Consider the following 20204-nt stretch of genomic DNA (forward strand, 5'->3'; position numbering starts at 1 on the left):
CTCCTCTGGATTCGGGGGAGAGGAGTTTTGACGACTATCACCCTTTATCAACAATGGTCAGGGTAGACTGATTTTCAGCTAAGGAGGAAGGTAATGTTAGGTTGGGTAATTACCTGTCACGACGACCGGGCGCAAGAGATGTTGGATGCGCTGGAAAAAAAACATGGCGCACTTATCCAGTGCCGGGCGGTGAATTTCTGGCGCGGATTAAGTTCCAATATGCTCAGCCGCATGATGTGCGATGCTCTGCATGAAACAGATTCTGGCGATGGGGTTATCTTTTTAACCGATATTGCAGGTGCTGCGCCTTATCGTGTTGCATCGTTATTAAGCCACAAACATTCCCGTTGCGAAGTGATTTCTGGTGTCACGTTACCGTTAATTGAGCAGATGATGGCCTACCGTGAAACGTTATCCAGCGCGGAGTTTCGTGAGCGAATTGTCGAACTGGGTGGGCCTGAAGTCAGTAGTCTCTGGCACCAACAACAAAAAAATCCCCCCTTTGTCCTCAAGCATAATTGGTTCGAGTATTAAATCGCATTCCGATTTTGCTACACTAACGGCGCTGTTTCTCGCCTGGTAGTTTTCTCATGATTAAAAAGATTATTTTTTTACTGCTGCTGGTTTCATCTGGTGTCGGCGCAGCGCTTCCCGCGCGTTATATGCAAACCACTCAGGATGCAGCTATCTGGGGAAAAATTGGCGACAAAACGGTAACCGTCGGCAACATTCGCGCCGGGCAGATTATTTCGGTCATCCCAACCGCTGCCGATTATTATGAATTCAATTTTGGTTTTGCTACGGGGTATATTGATAAAGGGCATCTGGAACCTGTACAAGGGCGGCAAAAAGTTGAAGATGGTCTGGGGGATCTGAATAAGCCACTGAGTAACCAAAATCTTATTACATGGAAAGATACTCCGATATACAACGCGCCTGATGCGGGTAGTGCGCCATTTGGCGTGTTGGCCGATAATTTGCGTTATCCCATTATTAATAAATTAAAAGATCGCCTGAATCAAACCTGGTATCAAATTCGTATTGGCGAGCGTCTGGCCTATATCAGTGCGCTGGATGCGCAGCAGGATAACGGTATTCCTGTATTGACCTACCATCATATTTTACGCGATGAAGAGAACACCCGTTTTCGTCATACTTCGACCACGACGTCGGTGCGAGCTTTCAATAACCAGATGACCTGGTTGCGCGATCGTGGATATACCACGTTAACCTTGTATCAACTGGAAGGGTATCTGCGTAATTCGATGAATCTTCCGGCTCGCGCGGTGGTGCTGACGTTTGATGATGGCTTGAAATCAGTGAGTCGTTATGCATATCCCATTCTGAAACAATATGGCATGAAGGCGACGGCGTTTATTATTACCTCTCGCATCAAACGTCATCCACAGAAATGGAATCCGCAGTCATTACAGTTTATGAGTGTTTCTGAACTGCGTGATGTCAGCGATGTTTTTGATTTCCAGTCGCATACGCATTTTTTACATCGGGTTGATGGTTATCGCCGACCCATATTACTCAGCCGCAGTGAGCATAATATTCTGTTTGATTTCGAACGCTCTCGCCGGGCGCTAAACCAATTTAATCCTCGAGTCTTGTATCTTTCGTATCCATTTGGTGGATTTAATGACAAAGCGGTAACGGCGGCAAATGAAGCTGGATTTCATCTGGCGGTGACCACCATGAAAGGTAAAGTAAAACCGGGGGATAATCCGTATTTATTAAAGCGGCTGTATATTTTAAGAACAGATTCGCTGGAGACGATGTCGCGGCTGGTGAGTAACCAGCCGCAGGGGTGATTATCAGGCAACCTGTACCGGAATCGCTTTCGCGGTACGTTTCATTTCATTGTCGCCTTCAAAGTAGGCAACGTTGGGGCGCCAGGTACGGGCTTCTGCATCTGGCATAGTGACGAAGCTGGCGATGATGACAATATCGCCGACGCTGGCACAGTGGGCCGCCGCACCGTTGACAGAAATGATTCTCGAACCGCGTTCTGCCGCGATGGCATAGGTGGAGAAACGCTTGCCGTTGGTAACATTCCAGATATCAATGGCTTCGTTTTCGAGAATACCGGCTGCGTCAAGAAAATTCTGGTCAATGGCGCAAGAACCTTCATAGTGCAGGTCCGCATGAGTCACTTTCACGCGGTGGAGTTTGCCCTGCAGCATCGTGCGAATCATAACTTCTACCTTTCTACCCTGTCGTTAACGAAGCAGGCGATGCCTGCTTTGAGGAAATTCTCACGCAGTATTGCCCGATTTTTGATAAGTGTCTACTGATCTGGTGGCATTTGCACCAGCAGTTTGCGTACCGCGCCGAAGCTTGCCATGTAACGCCTGTAACCAATTGAAATTTCTCTGAACGCTGCTCGGTAAACAACAAAGAGGTGGCTGACGACGGCACGCCTTGACTGGATACTTCCTTCACACAGGGCAACATGGAAGGCAGGGACGATGGACGCACCGAGTACCACACCGCATGACGCGGTATTTAAACAATTTTTAATGCATGCGGAGACGGCTCGCGACTTTCTGGAGATACATTTGCCAGTGGAATTACGCGAACTGTGTGATCTCGACACGCTGCATCTTGAGTCGGGGAGTTTCATTGAAGAGAGCCTGAAAGGACATAGCACGGACGTGCTCTATTCCGTGCAAATGCAGGGCAATCTTGGTTATCTGCACGTTGTGATTGAGCATCAAAGCAAGCCGGATAAGAAAATGGCCTTTCGCATGATGCGCTATTCGATTGCTGCCATGCACCGGCATCTGGAGGCGGATCACGATAAGCTGCCGCTGGTGGTGCCAATTCTGTTTTATCAGGGCGAGGCCACACCTTATCCACTCTCAATGTGCTGGTTTGATATGTTTTACTCACCGGAGCTGGCGCGACGCGTCTATAACAGTCCATTCCCGCTGGTGGACATCACCATCACACCGGATGACGAAATCATGCAACATCGGCGGATTGCGATTCTCGAACTGCTGCAAAAACATATTCGCCAGCGCGACTTAATGTTGTTGCTGGAGCAACTGGTCACGCTGATTGACGAAGGGTACACTAGCGGAAGTCAGTTAGTTGCCATGCAAAATTATATGCTGCAACGCGGTCATACTGAACAAGCGGATTTGTTTTACGGTGTGGTGAGAGACAGGGAAATAGGAGGGGAGTCTATGATAACGCTGGCGCAGTGGTTTGAAGAGAAAGGGATTGAGAAGGGGATTGAGAAAGGGATGGAGAAGGGGATTCAGCTGGGAAGACAGGAAGGGAGACAGGAGGCAAGACAAGAGGAAAGGCAGGAATTCGCCCAGCGTCTTTTGAGTAAAGGGATGTCTCGAGAAGATGTTGCAGAGATGGCAAATTTACCTCTTGCTGAGCTTGATAAGCTGATTAACTAAGTTGTCTACGATATGAACAATCGCTTACAAATATCGTGGCAATGAATAACTGGCGCCATCAGCTGTAGCGCCAGTTAAGTATTACGCCAGCTCGACCATTTTGTTGTCGATCAGGCGAGCATCGCCAAGCCAGGCGGCTACCAGAATTACTGCCCGTTTGCTGTTTTCAGAGACTTCCAGCAGCGTGTCGGCATCGCGAATCTGAATATCATCAGCGCGGAAGCCTTTTTCATTCAGTTCTTGCCCTGCAATGGCAATAATTTCATCGAGATCCCGCTCTCCCGCCTGCAATTTGTCGGCAATCGAACTTAAAACTTTGTACAGACCTGGCGCAATTTTGCGTTGTTCCGCCGTCAGATAACCGTTACGGGAACTCAGCGCCAGACCGTCTTTCGCACGCATAATCGGTACGCCGACAATCTCAATATCGAAGCCCATATCGGCAACCATTTTGCGGATCAGCGCCAGTTGCTGAAAGTCCTTTTCACCGAAGCAGGCGATATCCGGCTGGACCAGGTTAAACAGCTTGCTGACGATAGTCGAAACGCCGCGAAAATGTCCCGGACGGCTGGCACCTTCCAGCATGGTCGAAAGGCCAGGAACATCAACATAGGTGTGGGTTTCGGTACCGTTCGGGTAGATCTCTTTTACCGAGGGCGCGAAAACCAGATCGACTTTGCGCTTGTTCAGTTTTTCGCAGTCTTCTTGCAAAGTGCGTGGATATCGAGCCAGATCTTCCGGGCGGTCGAACTGCATCGGGTTAACGAAAATACTGACCACCACCACATCGGCGCGGGCTTTGGCTTCGTCGACCAGTTTCATATGGCCATCGTGCAGGTTACCCATGGTTGGCACCAGCGCCACGCGCTTACCTTCCATACGCAGGCGGCGAATTTGCTGACGCAGCAGCGGCAGGGTTTCGATAATTAACACAACGTGACTCCTTAATGGAAACTGTGTTCTTCGCCCGGATAAACGCCGGACTCCACTTCAGCCATATACTGCCGCACGGCAGCACGGATGTCGCCCGTTTCAGCGAGGAAATTTTTAGCGAATTTAGGAATGTGACCGCCGGTAATGCCAAAGGCGTCGTGCATCACGAGGATCTGCCCATCGGTGACGTTGCCTGCGCCAATACCAATAACCGGGATCGCCAGTGCCTCGGTAATGCGTTTTGCCAGCTCAACCGGCACACATTCCAGCACCAGCAGTTGTGCACCAGCGGCTTCTAAGGCTAATGCATCGCTGAGCAGTCGATCGCCCGCTTCATCGCCGCGCCCCTGTACTTTGTAGCCGCCGAAAATATTCACTGACTGCGGCGTTAAACCTAAGTGACCACATACAGGAACTGCGCGCTCGGTAAGCATTTGTACCGTTTCAACAAGCCACTCACCGCCTTCAATTTTGACCATATTGGCACCGGCACGCATAACCGTTGCGGCGTTTTCAAAGGCTTGTTCCGGCGTGGCATACGCCATAAACGGCAGGTCAGCCAACAGCAGGCAGTTTGGCGCGCCGCGACGTACCGCAGCGGTATGGTAGGCGATATCAGCAACGGTAACTGGCAGGGTGGAGTCATGCCCCTGAACCGTCATGCCCAGTGAGTCGCCTACCAGCATGACGTTAAGTCCTTCATCAGCAAAAAGTTTCGCGAAGCTGTAGTCGTAAGCGGTAATGGTCGCGAAACGTTTTTTTTCCTGTTTGTACTTCTGCAGTAAGGAGATGGTGGTCGGTTTCATAACGTATCCTGATAAATGATGTTGTGCTGTCTGGCATTTTATCAGTCACATTGGTGGGGGCAATGATTTCTCTATTGTGGCACCGCCATTACCAGACGGTGCCACAATGTTATCAGGGATAGGTTACCTGGGATGTACTGGTGGCTTTAAATTCACCGGGTTCGATAGCAATATTCCCGTCTTGCTTTAACGTCGCCTGGAAGTGAAGTGGTTGTGTCGTTCCATTGCCTTTATCTGGGTAAATTCCGTCAGTATTATCATCTTCCTCTTCATAATCTTTATATACAGAGGTTGCGTCATTAGGCTTCAGAGTCATTAAGGCGCTTCTGCTAGTGGCTAATCCTTCAATAAGTACACCGACACCTTTTGCCCCCCCCGTTCCTGTGAGGGTGTTTCCAAGAAGCTGTTTGTCTTCTATGCCGATTTTTGTTGAAACTAATTTTGTTTCGATATTACGAACACGAATACAGTTCTGTAACGAAATGTCAAAAAGAACCGGAGTTGCGCCATTTTTAATTTGTCCAGGACCATATTCTCCCATTTTTACTGTAGAGCCGCTTACATTGGTGCCGCTTAATACTGAAGTAAAACAAGTAGGTAAAGTGATTTTTATATTGACTAAATCAAAATTTATATAAAGGTGATTGCTGTGTTGATTAATACCATCACCAACACCATAAGCCTTGAAAGCATAAAGATAGTCGGATGAGCTTAACAACTGAACCTGTTGGTTTTGTGTCGGGTTGAAAGATGAATCAGTATAAAATTCAACGGTGAGACTCTGCATTAAACCACCAATAGCCCAATATTTACTGGTTGTATTTGCTCTGTCGCAACCTCTTGTCTGAAGATCCACATCATCTATGTAGAATGAAAAGTATTGGTCTGCGCTATCTCCAATATAAATACTATCTCCACTGATATTTGATTTGACCCAGGCTGACCAAATGTTGGAAATTGATAGCGTATAATAGAGTCCCTGAACAGACGTTGAAAATAACTTATGACCCGCGTAAGTTAAATGAGAGTCAATCATTGCATTTTCAATTTTCATCGGTGCCCCACTGGCATTTCCACTGGTATTACAGTAAAGAGTCCCTGTCCCCCCACTCCCTCCCAAACTATCTAGTTGAGACCAAAACAGTTTTACATCAGTTTTGTTAATGCCATCACCGGGAGGTGGTTTATAAAACACCAGATTGTTAGTAATAGTCGCATAACGAAATATTGCTTTTCCGCTTGAAGATGGACCACTAAAGGCATCAACGCCAGCATTATTACCTACAATGAAACTTGTATTGTTTGCGTAAGCTGAGATGCAGAATAGTGTAGTTAGAATTATATAGAAAAATTTAAATAATACGTGCATATAATATGTGGTGGTCTGTGTGTGCATATTGTTTTTTCTTACATTAGAGTTACTCATAATAAATATCAACCAGTACGGTGCTTTTGACTTGGCCAGAAGTAACATCCAGTGTGGAATCAATTTTTTGCATTCTGGCATAAAATTTCCATGATGAATTATCCATTACTGATGTCATCACGGGATAGACTGAGCGTGATATACCTGCTGTATTTAATACATTGAACGTATTTGCAGAATCCTGGATAGAAAAAATAACTACGCCAACATTTTTAGCGCCTGTTGCTTCGTCATTGGCAAATATTTGCCTGGAGCCAGCAGCCATGACACCGCTAAGGGCTCTAAAATCAATATGTAACTGATTTAGCACATCGCCAGTTCCCTGTAATGCACAGTCGGATACACTGACAGTGAACTCTTTTCCACCTGGTTGATAACTTTCAGGAGTCACATTACCTGAAAAATATCCCACCCCAACGACGCCAAGATCAATATTACCCTGGTTACTGATTCCGCTTTTGCAAGTGCTGTTTTTTACATTGGCAACAAGGTCGATATCCTGTCCAGCGATGGCTGGACAGGTAATGGGAAACAGTAATGACAGAAACAGAATTATTCTATTCATCAGCTTACGTTGAGTGGGATGCATATATAGTTCCTGAATCTGTCAGTCTGTTAGTTATAGGTGATAGTAAATGTTGCAGGGGCGAAAAAATCACCTGCCGTAACATTATTGACAGTTTTATCCTTATCTACCACAAGGACTGCACTCATATCAAAGTCCACAACATTAGTACCTGTTGCACCCACAATACTCTTTTCTTTCGCTTGAGGAGTAGCGCAGCTAAATTGTTTATTTTTGTCTGCTCGATCTGGTGTGATGGCACCCCAGACTTCAACCACAACCGCATTTGCTTTTTCTGTGGATGTAGATGCATTGGCAAATCCATCACCATTATTGGCATTTCCTTCACATGTGCCAACTTTGGTTAATGTTATATATGCTTTCTTTCCTGGAATTCCTGCACAATCTTTAAACTGTAGTTTGAATGTTTTAATTTTGGTTTTAGCATTGACTTCAGATATATATACATCACCAAAATTAACCGTGGAGATTTTATTATTACCATCCATAAGTGTTGCTGTGCAGGTACCCATTTCCACAGTGGTAATAACAGTCAGTCCAATGCTGTCTGTTGCAGCATAAGACGGGACACTGAATAGTGAGGCTACCAGAACCAGACTGCTGGATAATCCATAACGTAAATTTTTAAATGTCATCTTAATTATCCTTCTTATTGATAGATGAAATTAAACGTCGCTAGAGCGCGGAAGTTCCCCGGCACACCAGCGCCTTGAGATGTTTCACGTAGCGCAACAGTCATTTCAAGACCTTTGTCGGACGGTATTTCGCCTGTGTCCCAGCGTATCTTTTCCGCACTGTTGGGTTTAAGAAAAGTGGCATCATCAGTATTCCGTCTCTTGAAACCTATACCGATATAACTTGTCGTAGAATTTGTATCACCAGACAGCGGTATAATAAGCTTGGGTGAACTTGATGAGGCGTTTCCGGTCAGAGTGGTATCGATCCAGCTAATGCCACTGCTGCACCCACTGGCAACCAGTTTAAAATCAGCCTGAGCTTCTGTCGTTTTATTCGCGATCTTATCCAGCCCCATCTTAGGGATTTTTAATGTGTAGTTATTATTACCATCATTCGTGACATTATTACCAGTAAGTGTGATGTTACAGGTTGTCGCTTTGACAGTGGCTGTAAACTCTACATTAATATCCGTTGCAAATACTGAGGGTGATAATAATATTCCCATCAGTATCGCTATTTTATGTGGCGTTGTTTTTATCATTTGACGTCCCTTGTAGTTACTGAATCTGACACCGAATTCCATTCAGAATAATAGATTGCGCTATTTTTTCTGCTTCTGAACTTTGTTGATAATGCGCAAGACAACTTACAGGTTTACTTTCTTCGAGCCATTTAATGCTGATATTTCCTTGCTGCTCAATACCACGAACAAAAGCCTGTCCACCCTGTCCAACATTACCAATTACATTACCCTGCTCATCATAAATATCTGCAGCAAATGGAATATTTTTACCATCACTTCGAGTGATGTTCATAATCGCTGATTGCCCTTGCACAGTTTCAAAATCAGCAAAGACGACTGAACCCTGACGCGGCACAGCAACAGCACTGGTACTTTTTAATTCAACATCGTTCTCAAGATCGTTGATATCCAGCGCGATACGGTTTTCATGATAAGGAGAAAGGGCACTGGTGACACCATAACCCCACCGATCGATAGTGCTGTTGCCATAATTTATTCGAGCCCCTTTGGCACCAGGAGCCTGAACTACCGCCAGTGTATCGGAGTCGCTAAAACTGTCATTACTGAAGGTCAGGCCGCCGCTATGTAATACAAAACCACCGTCAGTGCTGAGAGAAACTTGACGACTGTTATCGCTATTCGCAGAAACTGAACCGGCCAGGGTTCCCCACGGTGACTCATAGCTGGCATATCCACCAACATAACTCATATCTTTACTGGCTTTATTCATCGTATAGCCTGTATTCACGCTATAACTGACGCGAGCGTTATCGCTATAGCCACTGCTACTGACGTTGAGTTGATTATTGCCCTTAAAGTCACTGCTCATTTGAGTATCAATACTCTGGAAACCTGAAGTACGCTGTTCAGTGCCAAGTAATTTTTCAATAGGAATGGTGAAACTGAGATAAATGCTATCGTCAGTGTCGCCGTTTTCATTCCATGAACGCTGTGCACTGACACTGTAGCTGCCCCAGGATGTACTGTTACTGTAGCCAATAGAGTAATTGCTACGATTTTGTCCTGAAGCCCAGTAATCGGACCAACTTCCGGAAAGATAAAATGAACCGTAATCTTTTTTCTCAAATTTCAACGGTTGGTTAATACTGACCGTAACCTGATTTTTCATGCGCGAGTAATTACGCATGTTTTGCGGCTCAAGATCTTGTTCGGGATGTTTCACTTCATCAATTAGAGTTAGTGCATCATTAAGACCAAGGTAATTTTGTGTTGAATAGCGATAGGCCGCGATATTCAGTGAAGTACTTGTTTCTTCGAATAATTTGTTCCAGGAAACACGATAACTTTGCCCCTGGTATGTTTTATCATCCGGGATACGGACATCGGAGTGAGTCACATCGAAAGAAAATGCACCGACTGAGGTATTCAGGCCAAGACCTAACAAACCGGCGGTATAGTTATTATCGGTAATCTGAATACCAGTATAACCCGTCAGATAGTTATTCAGACCGTAGTAGTAGCTGGCCTGAAATAAATTAGGTTCATCCTGAATATCATCTTTTAAGACCTGGCCACCGCTAATATCCCAACGTCCAACGCCAGGGCGTAACATTTGAACAACCGATGAAAAAGGTTGCGAGAATGTCCTTTTTGAGCCATCGGATTCTTCGATGGTCACAATAAGATCACTGCCGTACCCTGACGGGCTAAGATCATCAATGACGAAAGCGCCTGGAGGCACAGTCGTTTCATAAATCTTATAGCCGCCTTGCGTAATAGAGACTTTGGCATTGGTATTGGCGACGCCATGTATGATAGGTGCAAAGCTGGCTAATGTCGGAGGCAACATTCTGCTGTCACTGTATACGCGAATGCCTCGGATACTGACGGAATCAAAGGTTTCGCCCGTAGTATAAGATTCACCAATAATTAATTGAGAGCGTAGTGAGGCGATATCTCGTTGTACATACCGATTCTTAAAATCATAATTACTGCCAGAATCGGTCATCCAGTTGTAGTTGCCGGAGGCTCGCAGTCGCCATGCACCTAAATTCATCCCACCGTTAAAAGCAGCATAAATGCTGTCATTTCTTCGACCAGGGGTTTCACTATGATATCCGTTGAGGTTATATGACAACATAGCCGCATTAATGCCGTTTTCCCATAATGATGGATCAACATAGTTTTGGTAATTTTTCATTACCCAGGCTTGAGGAACGTCTATATCCAGACGTTGATCGTTAACGTCATAACGAACGGAAGCCTGAGGGATAATTTCCGTCAAATTGAGGCAATCCCCGAGCGTTTCATCCCGGGCAAGCAGAACGGCTTTTTCGTTATTTATATCGGGGGAATTAATATGAAACTGCAATAAATTCTTTAATGTGATACAGGCCTGGGCGTTCTTTTTTCCTTCAATTGCTACAAATGTAATACTTTGGTTAATGATTGGTTGATCGTTGACATAAACACTGACGTCGTAAACACCCGGTATAGCGGGGTTACCTTCGCTGTATCGACTGAGATCAATATTAGATGCATTCTGCCCCATCAGGAAGGTAGGGTCATATTCAACGAGTTCAGCACTGAAAGCACTATTGCAATACAGCAGCGCGCATAACGTGGCGATACGGGTCAGATGATGATGATAATTTTTAGTATATTTTATAGTCACGCTATGCTTCCTGCGGAATTATATCCTTGCCTGATTACAGTCGGGCATTACCTTCAATGGCGCCACCAAAGTCATTAATGGCGTAAAAGTGCACTTTTGAAGAATTTGCTTTGCCATTAAGGCCATTGACTTTCATGACTTCATCACTGAATGGTGCAATCATTTTCACATCAATCGGATAGCGTTTACCGCTGGCTTCTAAATCGCCACTGCTAAAAGAGACGTAGTAAGGCGTTGGATTAGTGACTTGTAATGCCGTTTTACCGTCTGAACCTGACCAGGACCATTTCAGGGCTAATGGGGCTTCAGAGGGATTTCCCTTCAATCCATCCGGGCGATAGAACAGTTTTATACGTGTGCGAAATGCCAGTTGCAGCAGGCTTTGATTCGCGACCTTTTCTGCATCTGGTTTTGGTGGAACTTCCAGTACGTTAAACCAGAATACGCTCTCCCTGTCTTTAGGCAGTGAGGTACTGGCGGTGTACATCAGTTTGATTGTTTGCCCACGTTTGGCATCAATACGCGATACTGGCGGTGTGGCGGTAAAGGGGACTGTAATACTGCCAGGTTCAGCGTTGTCATCGCCAGTATCTAACCAACTCTGGACAAGTAACGGGTTATTCCCTTTATTTTCCAGACGTACGCTGACACTTTTTTGATCGCTTTTATATATTACGCGAGTACCCGAAATGACAATATCCGCAATAGACGATGAGCTAAAAGCCATACAGGTTACGAAGCATAAAGCTGCTGTATGTTTGGTGTTAAAAAACATAAACCATCCCTGACAGAGTTAATTAAAACAGGGAATAATATAAAAATAGTAATTATTAATACTATTCCCTGTATATTCATTCAATCAATTTAATTGGTGAATACTTACTGATAAGTAATGGTGTATGCAGTGTTAGTTTTTACATAACCAGCAGTCGCTGTCTGATTTGCGTCAGCACGAACGTAAGATGCTTTAAAATCATAAATTGCAGATTTTGTCGTTGCATCCATGGTTTTAGTATACACATCGCCGGGGTTGTTAATTTGAACCTGTTTGATAGTGGAACCATCAATATTGTGCAGAGCGATATTTACGCCATCAGACGGGTTGTTAATAGACATGTCGTTGTTCAGCGTTCCTTTGCTATTACCAAAGAAAACAGAACCGAAGGTCATTTTAGCTGTGCTACCTGGATTCGGGTTCGCTTTGCTACAGTCAACGGTGATGCTGAAAGGTTTAGCTTTAGCACCAACGGTATCATTCAGTACGCCGTCAGTGATTTCACCAACAGTTGCAGTTTGCAGCAGGATTAGACCATCTTTGTTACCACCGTCTACACGGGTTTCACAGGTGTTATCAACAACCAGACCGCTGATATTTAACTGACCACCGTCCATATCTGCAGAAGCAGTACCTGCAACCATTGCCAGCATAAGACCAGACAGGGCAAAACCTAATTTTTTAGACATAAAAATCCTTGAATTATATTCCATGAGTTTAACTTCAATCGGGAGTCCGCACATGGGGAGGCCCGATAGACTAGAAAGATTGGTTTGTTAATGATGAGGACTTGAATTTACCGAATGTTACATCTGCTCATCATTAGGGGGGATATTGTGCATAATAAAAATTATATATCCACTTAATTCAACTTTAAGTAAAACTAAATATCTAAAGTTGAAAAAATAGTGTATGGGGTGGGAAGGTTAAGAGGGTGGAATATATTATTAATTGTGGTTGTAGCTTAAAGGAAGCATTGATTGCAATTGTTGGGAAGTATTTTCAGAATTTATTTATATTCAAGAGATTATTGTATTACCACTTATTTAATTCATCGTATTTATTTATTCGTAATAAGTTGTCTAATGTTGTTCCATCAGGAAAAACCAGCTCCGGCGCAATCTCAAACAGCGGCCACAGCATAAATCCACGATTCTTCATATCGTAGTGCGGAACGGTGAGTCGTTCGGTATTAATCGTTTCATTACCGAATAACATAATGTCGAGGTCCAGCGTGCGTGGCCCCCAGCGTTCAGCTTTGCGGACGCGACCTTGCTGCAACTCAATACGCTGTGTGTGATTGAGTAACTCTTCAGGGGCAAGAGCGGTTTCCAGCGCTACGGCTGCGTTTAAGTAATCGGGTTGATCTTGCGGCCCCAGCGGTGGGGTACGGTAAAATGAAGAAACGGCAAGAATGCGGCTTTCCGGAATGTCACCCAATGCTTTCACGGCAGCATTGACCTGCTCCAGCGGAGAGGCCAGATTGCTGCCTATGGCAATATACGCCACCGTCATGCGGTACCCTCGCGACGCGGCGCGCGTTTGCGCGGACGGCGAGTACGACGGCGCGGTGTTGGATCTTCATCCAGCTCGTTGAGCATCCCTTTTTGGTCTGGTGGCGCAGAAACCTGGAACTCACCCCACCATTTCGCCAGACGTTGCAGCTCGGCGTTGCGTTCCACTTCAGCACGCAGGGACAGCAGGTCGTAGGCGGCGCGGAATTTCGGATGCTCCAGCAGTTTCCATGCCCGTTTGCCCTGACGACGGGACATACGCAGCTGCAGCTGCCAGATATCGCGAGTTAGCGTAGTCAGACGTTTCGGGATTGCCAGTGAACGGCAGGCTTCGTCCAGCACGTCGTTCATCGCCAGCGCGAAAGCGTCGTGATAGGTCAGGCCGCTTTCCTGAGCAATTTTCTGCGCTGTTTCCAGCAGTGGATACCAGAACATGGCGGCAAACAAAAACGCCGGGTTAACGCGCATATCGTTATGAATACGCGTATCGGTATTCTTCAGTACCTGCTCAATGATCCGCTCCATTGGGCTGTCGCCATTTTCCGTGAAGTAACGGGTAATGGTCGGGAACAGCGGCTGGAACAGATTATATTCACACAGCAGTTTATAGGTTTCGTAACCGTAGCCCGCTTGCAACAGTTTAAGAGACTCTTCAAACAGGCGTGCTGGCGGAATATCGTTGAGCAGAGTAGCAAGGCGTGGGATCGGCTCGGCAGTTTCTGGGCTGATGCGCATCCCCAGTTTCGCGGCAAAACGTACTGCGCGCAGCATACGTACCGGATCTTCACGGTAGCGCGTTTCCGGGTTCCCAATCAGGCGGATAACACCGTCTTTCAGATCCTGCATGCCACCAACGTAATCACGGACGGTAAAATCCGCGACGCTGTAATACAGACTATTAATAGTGAAATCGCGGCGCTGGGCGTCTTCTTCGATGGAGCCGAAAATGTTGTCGCGTAGCAACATGCCGTTTTGCCCGCGCTGAGAAGTCGTGCGGTCGCTGACATTGCCTTCGTGGTGACCTCGGAAGGTGGCGACTTCGATAATTTCCGGGCCAAACATCACATGAGCCAGACGGAAACGGCGACCTACCAGGCGGCAATTACGGAACAATTTGCGCACCTGCTCAGGCGTGGCGTTGGTGGTCACGTCAAAATCTTTCGGCTTTTTGCCAAGTAACAGGTCGCGTACGCCGCCGCCAACCAGCCAGGCTTCGTATCCCGCTTTATTGAGCCTGTACATTACCTTCAGGGCATTTTCACTGATATCTTTGCGGGAAATAGCATGCTGCTCGCGCGGGATCACCGTCACCTGTGGACGGGCGACTGCCTGTTCAGCTTCGCTCTCCTCGCGGCTCAACACCTTGCGGCAAAAATTAGCGACTCGGGTAAAAATAATACACCTCGGTAGTGTCAAACATCATTCAGGACAAAAAAATAGCGGCTAATCATAGCTCAGCATGACGCATTTGAGAATGTTGAATTTACAATTGCCGACTCTGGCACGGCGGTCAGCGTCCAGTTTTTGACGGCTGACTGAAGGATTTGCTCTACGCTGTAATCCTGCCAGTGCGCTTCTGCCTGCTGACCCAGAAAATGAAGTGCCGCGATTAGCACAGGGCGCGGATCGCCTTTCGGTAACGCAGGCGCATGATTCTGCTTGGAAAGTTTAGTGCCTTGTGCGTTTAGCGCCAGCGGTAAATGAATGTAATCTGGCACCTGCCAGCCAAAAAGCTGGTACAGCGAGATTTGCCGCACTGTCGGTTCAATTAAATCTGCCCCACGAACAATTTCTGTGACGCCCTGGAAGTGATCATCGACCACCACCGCCAGGTTATAGGCAAACAAACCATCACGACGATGAATAATAAAATCTTCTCGCGCCAGTTTTTCGTCGGCGTGAATAATTCCGCGTAGTTGATCAGTAAACTGCGTGACCGGATACAACTGCCGAATACGCACAGCCGCGTTGTCTGGTCCATGATGCAATGTTCGGCAATGACCGTCGTAAATACCGCCAATGCTTTGGATACGCGCACGCGTGCAGGTGCAGTAATAACTTAGCTCTTGCTCATGTAACCAGGCGAGTGCTTCGCGATAGGCGTCGTGACGTTGGGATTGCCAAAGAACATCGCCGTCCCAGTGCAGGCCGTAATGTTCCAGCTGGCGCAGGATAGTTTCTGCGGCACCGGGAACTTCACGAGGCGGGTCGATATCTTCAATGCGTACCAGCCAGCGACCTTGCCGGGCGCGAGCCTGCAAATAGCTGCCAAGCGCAGCAATCAGAGAGCCAAAATGAAGTTCGCCGGAAGGTGAGGGGGCGAAGCGACCAATATACTGTGTGTCTGTCATCTCTTTGAACAAAAAATAAGGCGGGAGTATTTCCCGCCTGTGGTAAACGTGATGGAACGGCTGTAATTAGCCAGCCATCTGTTTTTCGCGAATTTCAGCCAGCGTTTTGCAGTCGATGCACAGATCGGCTGTCGGGCGCGCTTCCAGACGACGAATACCAATTTCAACACCGCAAGATTCGCAGTAGCCGAAATCTTCGTCTTCCACTTTTTTCAGCGTCTTCTCGATCTTTTTGATCAGCTTACGCTCGCGATCGCGGTTACGCAGTTCGAGGCTGAACTCTTCTTCCTGGGCTGCACGGTCTACCGGGTCCGGGAAGTTGGCTGCTTCATCCTGCATATGTGTAACGGTGCGATCGACTTCATCCCTGAGTTGATTACGCCATGCTTCCAGAATACGACGGAAGTGCGCCAGCTGGGCTTCGTTCATATACTCTTCGCCCGGCTTCTCCTGATATGGCTCCACCCCAGCGATGGCGAGAATACTCAGGGACGATGTTTTACGGTTTTGCCCTTCTTGCATGTTGCTTCTCCTTAACACGCACTATCGATCCCCATGTTCGGGGGAAAAATGAGGCCGCTATAAATAGCAGATGCTTTTCCGGATAGCAATTATCTAAACGTAACACTTGACAACTGTGTGAGGAAAAGCGTATTTGCGCACGCGACCAGAATGTAAATTAACCAGTTACTTACACTACTACAATGTAACAGGCAGTGATTTTTTAAGAGCCATACCTTCAGCAGAAAGTTCCGCTTTATAAGCCAGAATTTCTACTCCCCTCTGTTGTGCTTCTGACAATAGTTGCGCGTATTTCTCATCGATGTGGCGCGCGGGTGAAAACCGTGTAATGGCTGAATGCAGTACAGCGAAAAAAATCACCGCTCGTTGGCCTTCAGCCGCTACGCTCATCAACTCCCGAAGATGTTTCTGCCCACGTTGGGTAACGGCATCGGGAAAGTAACCTTGCTCATTTTCCGCTAACGTAACCGATTTCACTTCAATATAGCAGTCAGGTCGAAACCTCGCCTGTAACATGAGGTCAATACGACTGCGCTCGGCACCGTATTTTACTTCGCTTTTCAGCGAGCTATAGCCTGATAGCTCCGAAATTTCCCCATTAAGGATAGCCTCTTTCGTCAATCTATTCGCCCAAAGCGTATTAACGCAAATAAATGCGCCGCTTTGGCTTTGGGTTAATTCCCAGGTGTGCGGGTATTTCCGTTTTGTATTGTCGGAAGTCGAATACCAGACGGTATCGCCAGGCGTTGCACAACCGGTCATCGCGCCAGTGTTGGGGCAGTGTAGCGTCAATTCACGACCATCAGGTGTGATCACATCGGCTAAAAAGCGTTTATAACGCTGAATTAGCGTGGCGCGCTGTAAAGGAGGAGAAAATTCCATTATGACAATCCTTTTTATTGCGTCAGCGTCCAGCGTTTGAGCGGTGTGTAGCGTGTACGCCCACGGGCAAACGAGGAAGCATAAAGAGTGAACTCCTTCACCTCATATGACCAATTAAAACCAGGCGGTGGGATTGTTACCGCCTCGCTGGCGTCGCGCAATAAGGTGATATGCGGATGAAATGGTCGATTGCTTTGAAAACAACCACTGCGTGCTGCCTGAGAACGAAGCATATTCGCCAGTTGGATTAAGCCGCGCGGCGGCTGGCGCATACCCAACCATACCACGCGTGAACGCAGCCACTGACCTGCGTCATCAAGCGTGAGTGTAAAACCGGGTTGACGAATTCGCCCGGCCAGCAGTGAGAGCGCCTTCTCTTTGTCTGCGCTTACTTCGCCTAAAAACGCCAACGTCAGATGCAAATTCTCAGCAGCAACCGGGCGGCCCGCTTCAGGTGGAAACTGTGCGGCGCGCCAGTGAATAATCTGTTCGCGGATTTCAGCAGGTAGGTCAATGGCAAAGAACAGCCGTTGCGGTTCAGACATGTCAGGCACTCGGTTATGAATTACCGCGATGCTACAATGTGGCGCGAAGAATGTTAACCCTCTGGAGCGTTTTGTGTCGTCGTTACCCGTTGCAGCCGTCTTACCTGAATTACTTGCCGCCCTCGATTATGCGCCGCAGGTGTTATTAAGTGCGCCGACCGGAGCCGGAAAATCGACCTGGCTACCGCTGCAACTGCTGGCGCATTCAGGGATTCACGGGAAAATCATCCTGTTGGAGCCACGTCGACTGGCGGCGCGTAACGTTGCGCAACGCCTGGCGGAGCTGCTGAACGAAAAGCCTGGCGACACAGTTGGCTACCGGATGCGTGCGCAAAACTGCGTCGGGCCGAATACTCGTCTGGAAGTGGTCACCGAAGGCGTGTTGACGCGCATGATCCAGCGCGACCCGGAACTGAACGGCGTGGGGCTGGTGATCCTCGATGAATTTCATGAACGCAGTTTGCAGGCGGATTTGGCGCTGGCGTTGTTACTCGATGTGCAACAAGGTCTGCGCGATGACTTAAAGCTGCTAATTATGTCGGCTACGCTGGATAACGATCGCTTGCAGCAGATGCTGCCAGAAGCGCCCGTTGTTGTTTCCGAAGGGCGCTCGTATCCGGTGGAGCGCCGCTATTTGCCGTTGCCTGCACACCAACGCTTTGACGAAGCAGTAGCTGCCGCTACCGCCGAATTGCTGCGCCAGGAAACTGGGTCATTACTGTTATTTTTACCTGGTGTCGGAGAAATTCAGCGCGTGCAGGAACAATTGGCGTCACGTATCGGCAGTGATGTGTTGCTCTGCCCGCTGTATGGCGCGTTGTCGCTGAACGATCAGCGAAAAGCTATCCTCCCTGCGCCGCAAGGAATGCGCAAAGTGGTGCTGGCGACCAACATCGCTGAAACCAGTCTAACCATCGAAGGTATCCGTCTGGTGATGGATTGCGCCCAGGAAAGGGTTGCGCGCTTTGATCCGCGTACGGGTCTTACTCGGTTGATCACTCAGCGCGTTAGTCAGGCGTCGATGACGCAACGTGCCGGGCGCGCCGGGCGTCTGGAGCCAGGTATTTGCCTGCATTTAATCGCTAAAGAGCAGGCGGAACGCGCCGCAGCGCAAAGTGAACCGGAGATCTTACAAAGCGATCTCTCCGGTTTGTTGATGGAATTACTGCAATGGGGATGTAGCGATCCGGCACAGATGAACTGGCTGGATCACCCGCCAGCGGTGATTCTACAGGCGGCGAAACGTCTGTTACACATGCTGGGGGCGCTGGACGGTGAACGGCTTAGTGCGCAAGGGCAAAAAATGGCGGCGCTGGGTAACGATCCGCGTTTAGCGGCAATGCTGGTGAGTGCGAAGAGCGACGATGAAGCGGCTACCGCCGCAAAAATTGCCGCCATACTCGAAGAACCGCCACGGATGCGGAATGGCGATCTTGGCGTGGCGTTCTCGCGTAATCAACCAGCCTGGCAGCAACGTAGTCAGCAACTGTTGAAACGCTTAAACGTTCGCGGCGGTGAGGAGGACAGTTCGCTTATTGCGCCGCTACTCACCCGAGCGTTTGCCGATCGTATTGCTCGTCGGCGTGGGCAAGATGGTCGCTATCAACTGGCGAACGGCATGGGGGCAATGCTGGATGCCGACGACGCGTTAAACCGCCACGAATGGCTGATCGCACCGTTATTATTGCAGGGCAGCGCCTCGCCGGATGCGCGGATTTTGCTGGCGCTGCCGGTCGATATTGATACGTTAGTAGAACGTTGCCCGCAACTGGTGCAGCAGTCTGACACTGTGGAGTGGGACGATGCTCAAGGCACGCTGAAAGCCTGGCGTCGGCTGCAAATTGGCCAGCTCACGGTAAAAGTGCAGCCACTAGCGAAACCTTCGGAAGAAGAATTACATCAGGCGATGCTTAACGGTATACGCGATAAAGGATTAAACGTCCTCAACTGGACGCCAGAAGCGGAACAGCTACGCCTGCGTTTACTGTGCGCTGCGAAGTGGTTACCAGAGTATGACTGGCCAGCGGTCGATGACGCGAGTTTATTGGCGACGCTTGAAACGTGGTTGTTGCCGCATATGAGCGGCGTACATTCGCTACGTGGCCTGAAATCAGTCGATATTTACCAGGCGCTGCATGGATTACTCGATTGGGGAATGCAGCAACGTCTGGTGAGTTCCCTGCCTGCGCATTACACTGTGCCGACGGGAAGTCGGATCGCCATTCGTTATCATGAAGATAACCCGCCTGCGCTGGCAGTAAGAATGCAGGAGATGTTTGGCGAAGCCACCAATCCGACAATCGCCCAGGGGCGTGTGCCACTGGTGCTGGAGTTGCTTTCACCCGCCCAAAGGCCGCTGCAAATCACGCGTGATTTGGGGGCCTTCTGGAAAGGGGCGTATCGTGAGGTGCAAAAGGAGATGAAAGGGCGTTATCCCAAACACGTCTGGCCGGACGACCCGGCGAATACCGCACCAACGCGGCGGACGAAAAAGTATTCGTAAGGTTGGTAAACGGGCATAGGGGTAATGTGCGCGCTGATGCTCTCACCCCGGCCCTCTCCCACAGGGAGAGGGAGAAAAGCATTTTGAGAGATATCTTCTTCTGTAT

The 20204-nt window shown here is 48.0% G+C and carries 20 protein-coding genes; 4 read left to right on the plus strand and 16 right to left on the minus strand.

Translation table 11 applies throughout. From position 1 onward, the window contains the following. The first annotated feature begins 93 nt into the window (after nucleotides 1-93). Both D9734_RS01920 and D9734_RS01925 read left to right on the plus strand, forming a co-directional pair. Nucleotides 94-534 carry a PTS sugar transporter subunit IIA gene (locus D9734_RS01920; protein WP_130204961.1) on the plus strand — a complete coding sequence of 147 codons (441 nt, stop codon included), beginning with the start codon at nucleotides 94-96 and terminating at the stop codon, nucleotides 532-534. 56 nt (nucleotides 535-590) lie between these two features. Then, the gene (locus tag D9734_RS01925) at nucleotides 591-1817 is read left to right on the plus strand and encodes a polysaccharide deacetylase family protein (RefSeq protein WP_130204963.1); all 1227 of its coding nucleotides are present in this window, start codon (nucleotides 591-593) and stop codon (nucleotides 1815-1817) included. A 3-nt stretch (nucleotides 1818-1820) separates the two neighbouring features. Here D9734_RS01925 and panD read toward each other — a convergent pair whose 3' ends face one another. Beyond that, nucleotides 1821-2201 carry an aspartate 1-decarboxylase gene (panD, locus tag D9734_RS01930; protein WP_130204965.1) on the minus strand — a complete coding sequence of 127 codons (381 nt, stop codon included), beginning with the start codon at nucleotides 2199-2201 and terminating at the stop codon, nucleotides 1821-1823. A gap of 273 nt (nucleotides 2202-2474) precedes the next feature. On the opposite strand from panD, the gene D9734_RS01935 reads away from it, so the two are divergent. Then, entirely contained in the window at nucleotides 2475-3419 is a 945-nt protein-coding gene (locus D9734_RS01935; RefSeq protein ID WP_130204967.1) for an Rpn family recombination-promoting nuclease/putative transposase, read from the plus strand. Nucleotides 3420-3500: 81 nt separating this feature from the next. Here D9734_RS01935 and panC read toward each other — a convergent pair whose 3' ends face one another. The 15 genes from panC to thpR form a co-directional block, all read right to left on the minus strand. Beyond that, a complete protein-coding gene (panC, locus tag D9734_RS01940) occupies nucleotides 3501-4352 on the minus strand; it encodes a pantoate--beta-alanine ligase (protein ID WP_000905370.1) in 852 nt (283 codons plus the stop codon). An 11-nt stretch (nucleotides 4353-4363) separates the two neighbouring features. Beyond that, nucleotides 4364-5158: a 3-methyl-2-oxobutanoate hydroxymethyltransferase gene (gene panB / locus D9734_RS01945; RefSeq protein WP_130204969.1), complete on the minus strand. Its 795-nt coding sequence runs from the start codon at nucleotides 5156-5158 to the stop codon at nucleotides 4364-4366. A gap of 112 nt (nucleotides 5159-5270) precedes the next feature. Continuing rightward, nucleotides 5271-6554 carry a fimbrial-like adhesin gene (locus D9734_RS01950; RefSeq protein WP_276320409.1) on the minus strand — a complete coding sequence of 428 codons (1284 nt, stop codon included), beginning with the start codon at nucleotides 6552-6554 and terminating at the stop codon, nucleotides 5271-5273. 22 nt (nucleotides 6555-6576) lie between these two features. Then, nucleotides 6577-7173, minus strand: coding sequence for a fimbrial-like protein (locus tag D9734_RS01955; RefSeq protein ID WP_130204971.1), 597 nt, complete (start codon nucleotides 7171-7173; stop codon nucleotides 6577-6579). 26 nt (nucleotides 7174-7199) lie between these two features. Next, a complete protein-coding gene (yadL, locus tag D9734_RS01960) occupies nucleotides 7200-7805 on the minus strand; it encodes a fimbrial-like protein YadL (protein WP_130204973.1) in 606 nt (201 codons plus the stop codon). Between the two features lie 14 nt (nucleotides 7806-7819). Next, complete coding sequence (locus D9734_RS01965) at nucleotides 7820-8389, minus strand: fimbrial protein (protein WP_130204975.1); 570 nt, start codon at nucleotides 8387-8389, stop codon at nucleotides 7820-7822. A gap of 16 nt (nucleotides 8390-8405) precedes the next feature. Continuing rightward, the gene (htrE, locus tag D9734_RS01970) at nucleotides 8406-11006 is read right to left on the minus strand and encodes a Yad fimbria usher protein HtrE (RefSeq protein WP_130204977.1); all 2601 of its coding nucleotides are present in this window, start codon (nucleotides 11004-11006) and stop codon (nucleotides 8406-8408) included. Nucleotides 11007-11040: 34 nt separating this feature from the next. Further along, the gene (locus tag D9734_RS01975; protein WP_130204979.1) at nucleotides 11041-11781 is read right to left on the minus strand and encodes a fimbrial chaperone; all 741 of its coding nucleotides are present in this window, start codon (nucleotides 11779-11781) and stop codon (nucleotides 11041-11043) included. A gap of 104 nt (nucleotides 11782-11885) precedes the next feature. Then, nucleotides 11886-12470 carry a fimbrial protein gene (locus tag D9734_RS01980; protein WP_130204981.1) on the minus strand — a complete coding sequence of 195 codons (585 nt, stop codon included), beginning with the start codon at nucleotides 12468-12470 and terminating at the stop codon, nucleotides 11886-11888. 346 nt (nucleotides 12471-12816) lie between these two features. Continuing rightward, a complete protein-coding gene (gene folK / locus D9734_RS01985) occupies nucleotides 12817-13296 on the minus strand; it encodes a 2-amino-4-hydroxy-6-hydroxymethyldihydropteridine diphosphokinase (RefSeq protein ID WP_130204983.1) in 480 nt (159 codons plus the stop codon). After that, the gene (gene pcnB, locus D9734_RS01990) at nucleotides 13293-14690 is read right to left on the minus strand and encodes a polynucleotide adenylyltransferase PcnB (protein WP_205712810.1); all 1398 of its coding nucleotides are present in this window, start codon (nucleotides 14688-14690) and stop codon (nucleotides 13293-13295) included. Before pcnB ends, folK begins: the two co-directional genes overlap by 4 nt. A 59-nt stretch (nucleotides 14691-14749) precedes the next feature. Further along, nucleotides 14750-15646, minus strand: coding sequence for a tRNA glutamyl-Q(34) synthetase GluQRS (gluQRS, locus tag D9734_RS01995; RefSeq protein ID WP_135383394.1), 897 nt, complete (start codon nucleotides 15644-15646; stop codon nucleotides 14750-14752). A gap of 66 nt (nucleotides 15647-15712) precedes the next feature. Next, nucleotides 15713-16168, minus strand: a complete 456-nt coding sequence (dksA, locus tag D9734_RS02000; RefSeq protein ID WP_001155227.1) for an RNA polymerase-binding protein DksA — start codon at nucleotides 16166-16168, stop codon at nucleotides 15713-15715. Between the two features lie 177 nt (nucleotides 16169-16345). Then, nucleotides 16346-17050, minus strand: a complete 705-nt coding sequence (gene sfsA / locus D9734_RS02005) for a DNA/RNA nuclease SfsA (protein ID WP_130204989.1) — start codon at nucleotides 17048-17050, stop codon at nucleotides 16346-16348. 14 nt (nucleotides 17051-17064) lie between these two features. Further along, nucleotides 17065-17595 carry an RNA 2',3'-cyclic phosphodiesterase gene (thpR, locus tag D9734_RS02010; protein WP_130204991.1) on the minus strand — a complete coding sequence of 177 codons (531 nt, stop codon included), beginning with the start codon at nucleotides 17593-17595 and terminating at the stop codon, nucleotides 17065-17067. Nucleotides 17596-17668: 73 nt separating this feature from the next. On the opposite strand from thpR, the gene hrpB reads away from it, so the two are divergent. Further along, nucleotides 17669-20098: an ATP-dependent helicase HrpB gene (gene hrpB, locus D9734_RS02015; protein ID WP_130204993.1), complete on the plus strand. Its 2430-nt coding sequence runs from the start codon at nucleotides 17669-17671 to the stop codon at nucleotides 20096-20098. Nucleotides 20099-20204 lie beyond the last annotated feature (106 nt).

Source organism: Escherichia sp. E14S1 (genome assembly GCF_004211995.1).
Lineage (GTDB): Bacteria > Pseudomonadota > Gammaproteobacteria > Enterobacterales > Enterobacteriaceae > Escherichia.

Coding starts and splice junctions, on each gene's coding strand:
- D9734_RS01980 (WP_130204981.1), bottom strand. CDS start 12,470: ATGTCTAAAAAATTAGGTTTTGCCCTGTCTGGTCTTATGCTGGCAATG.
- dksA (WP_001155227.1), bottom strand. CDS start 16,168: ATGCAAGAAGGGCAAAACCGTAAAACATCGTCCCTGAGTATTCTCGCC.
- D9734_RS01950 (WP_276320409.1), bottom strand. CDS start 6,554: ATGCACACACAGACCACCACATATTATATGCACGTATTATTTAAATTT.
- D9734_RS01975 (WP_130204979.1), bottom strand. CDS start 11,781: ATGTTTTTTAACACCAAACATACAGCAGCTTTATGCTTCGTAACCTGT.
- panD (WP_130204965.1), bottom strand. CDS start 2,201: ATGATTCGCACGATGCTGCAGGGCAAACTCCACCGCGTGAAAGTGACT.
- D9734_RS01935 (WP_130204967.1), top strand. CDS start 2,475: ATGGACGCACCGAGTACCACACCGCATGACGCGGTATTTAAACAATTT.
- sfsA (WP_130204989.1), bottom strand. CDS start 17,050: ATGGAATTTTCTCCTCCTTTACAGCGCGCCACGCTAATTCAGCGTTAT.
- thpR (WP_130204991.1), bottom strand. CDS start 17,595: ATGTCTGAACCGCAACGGCTGTTCTTTGCCATTGACCTACCTGCTGAA.
- gluQRS (WP_135383394.1), bottom strand. CDS start 15,646: ATGACAGACACACAGTATATTGGTCGCTTCGCCCCCTCACCTTCCGGC.
- yadL (WP_130204973.1), bottom strand. CDS start 7,805: ATGACATTTAAAAATTTACGTTATGGATTATCCAGCAGTCTGGTTCTG.
- panB (WP_130204969.1), bottom strand. CDS start 5,158: ATGAAACCGACCACCATCTCCTTACTGCAGAAGTACAAACAGGAAAAA.
- folK (WP_130204983.1), bottom strand. CDS start 13,296: ATGACGGTGGCGTATATTGCCATAGGCAGCAATCTGGCCTCTCCGCTG.
- D9734_RS01965 (WP_130204975.1), bottom strand. CDS start 8,389: ATGATAAAAACAACGCCACATAAAATAGCGATACTGATGGGAATATTA.
- D9734_RS01920 (WP_130204961.1), top strand. CDS start 94: ATGTTAGGTTGGGTAATTACCTGTCACGACGACCGGGCGCAAGAGATG.
- D9734_RS01925 (WP_130204963.1), top strand. CDS start 591: ATGATTAAAAAGATTATTTTTTTACTGCTGCTGGTTTCATCTGGTGTC.
- D9734_RS01955 (WP_130204971.1), bottom strand. CDS start 7,173: ATGCATCCCACTCAACGTAAGCTGATGAATAGAATAATTCTGTTTCTG.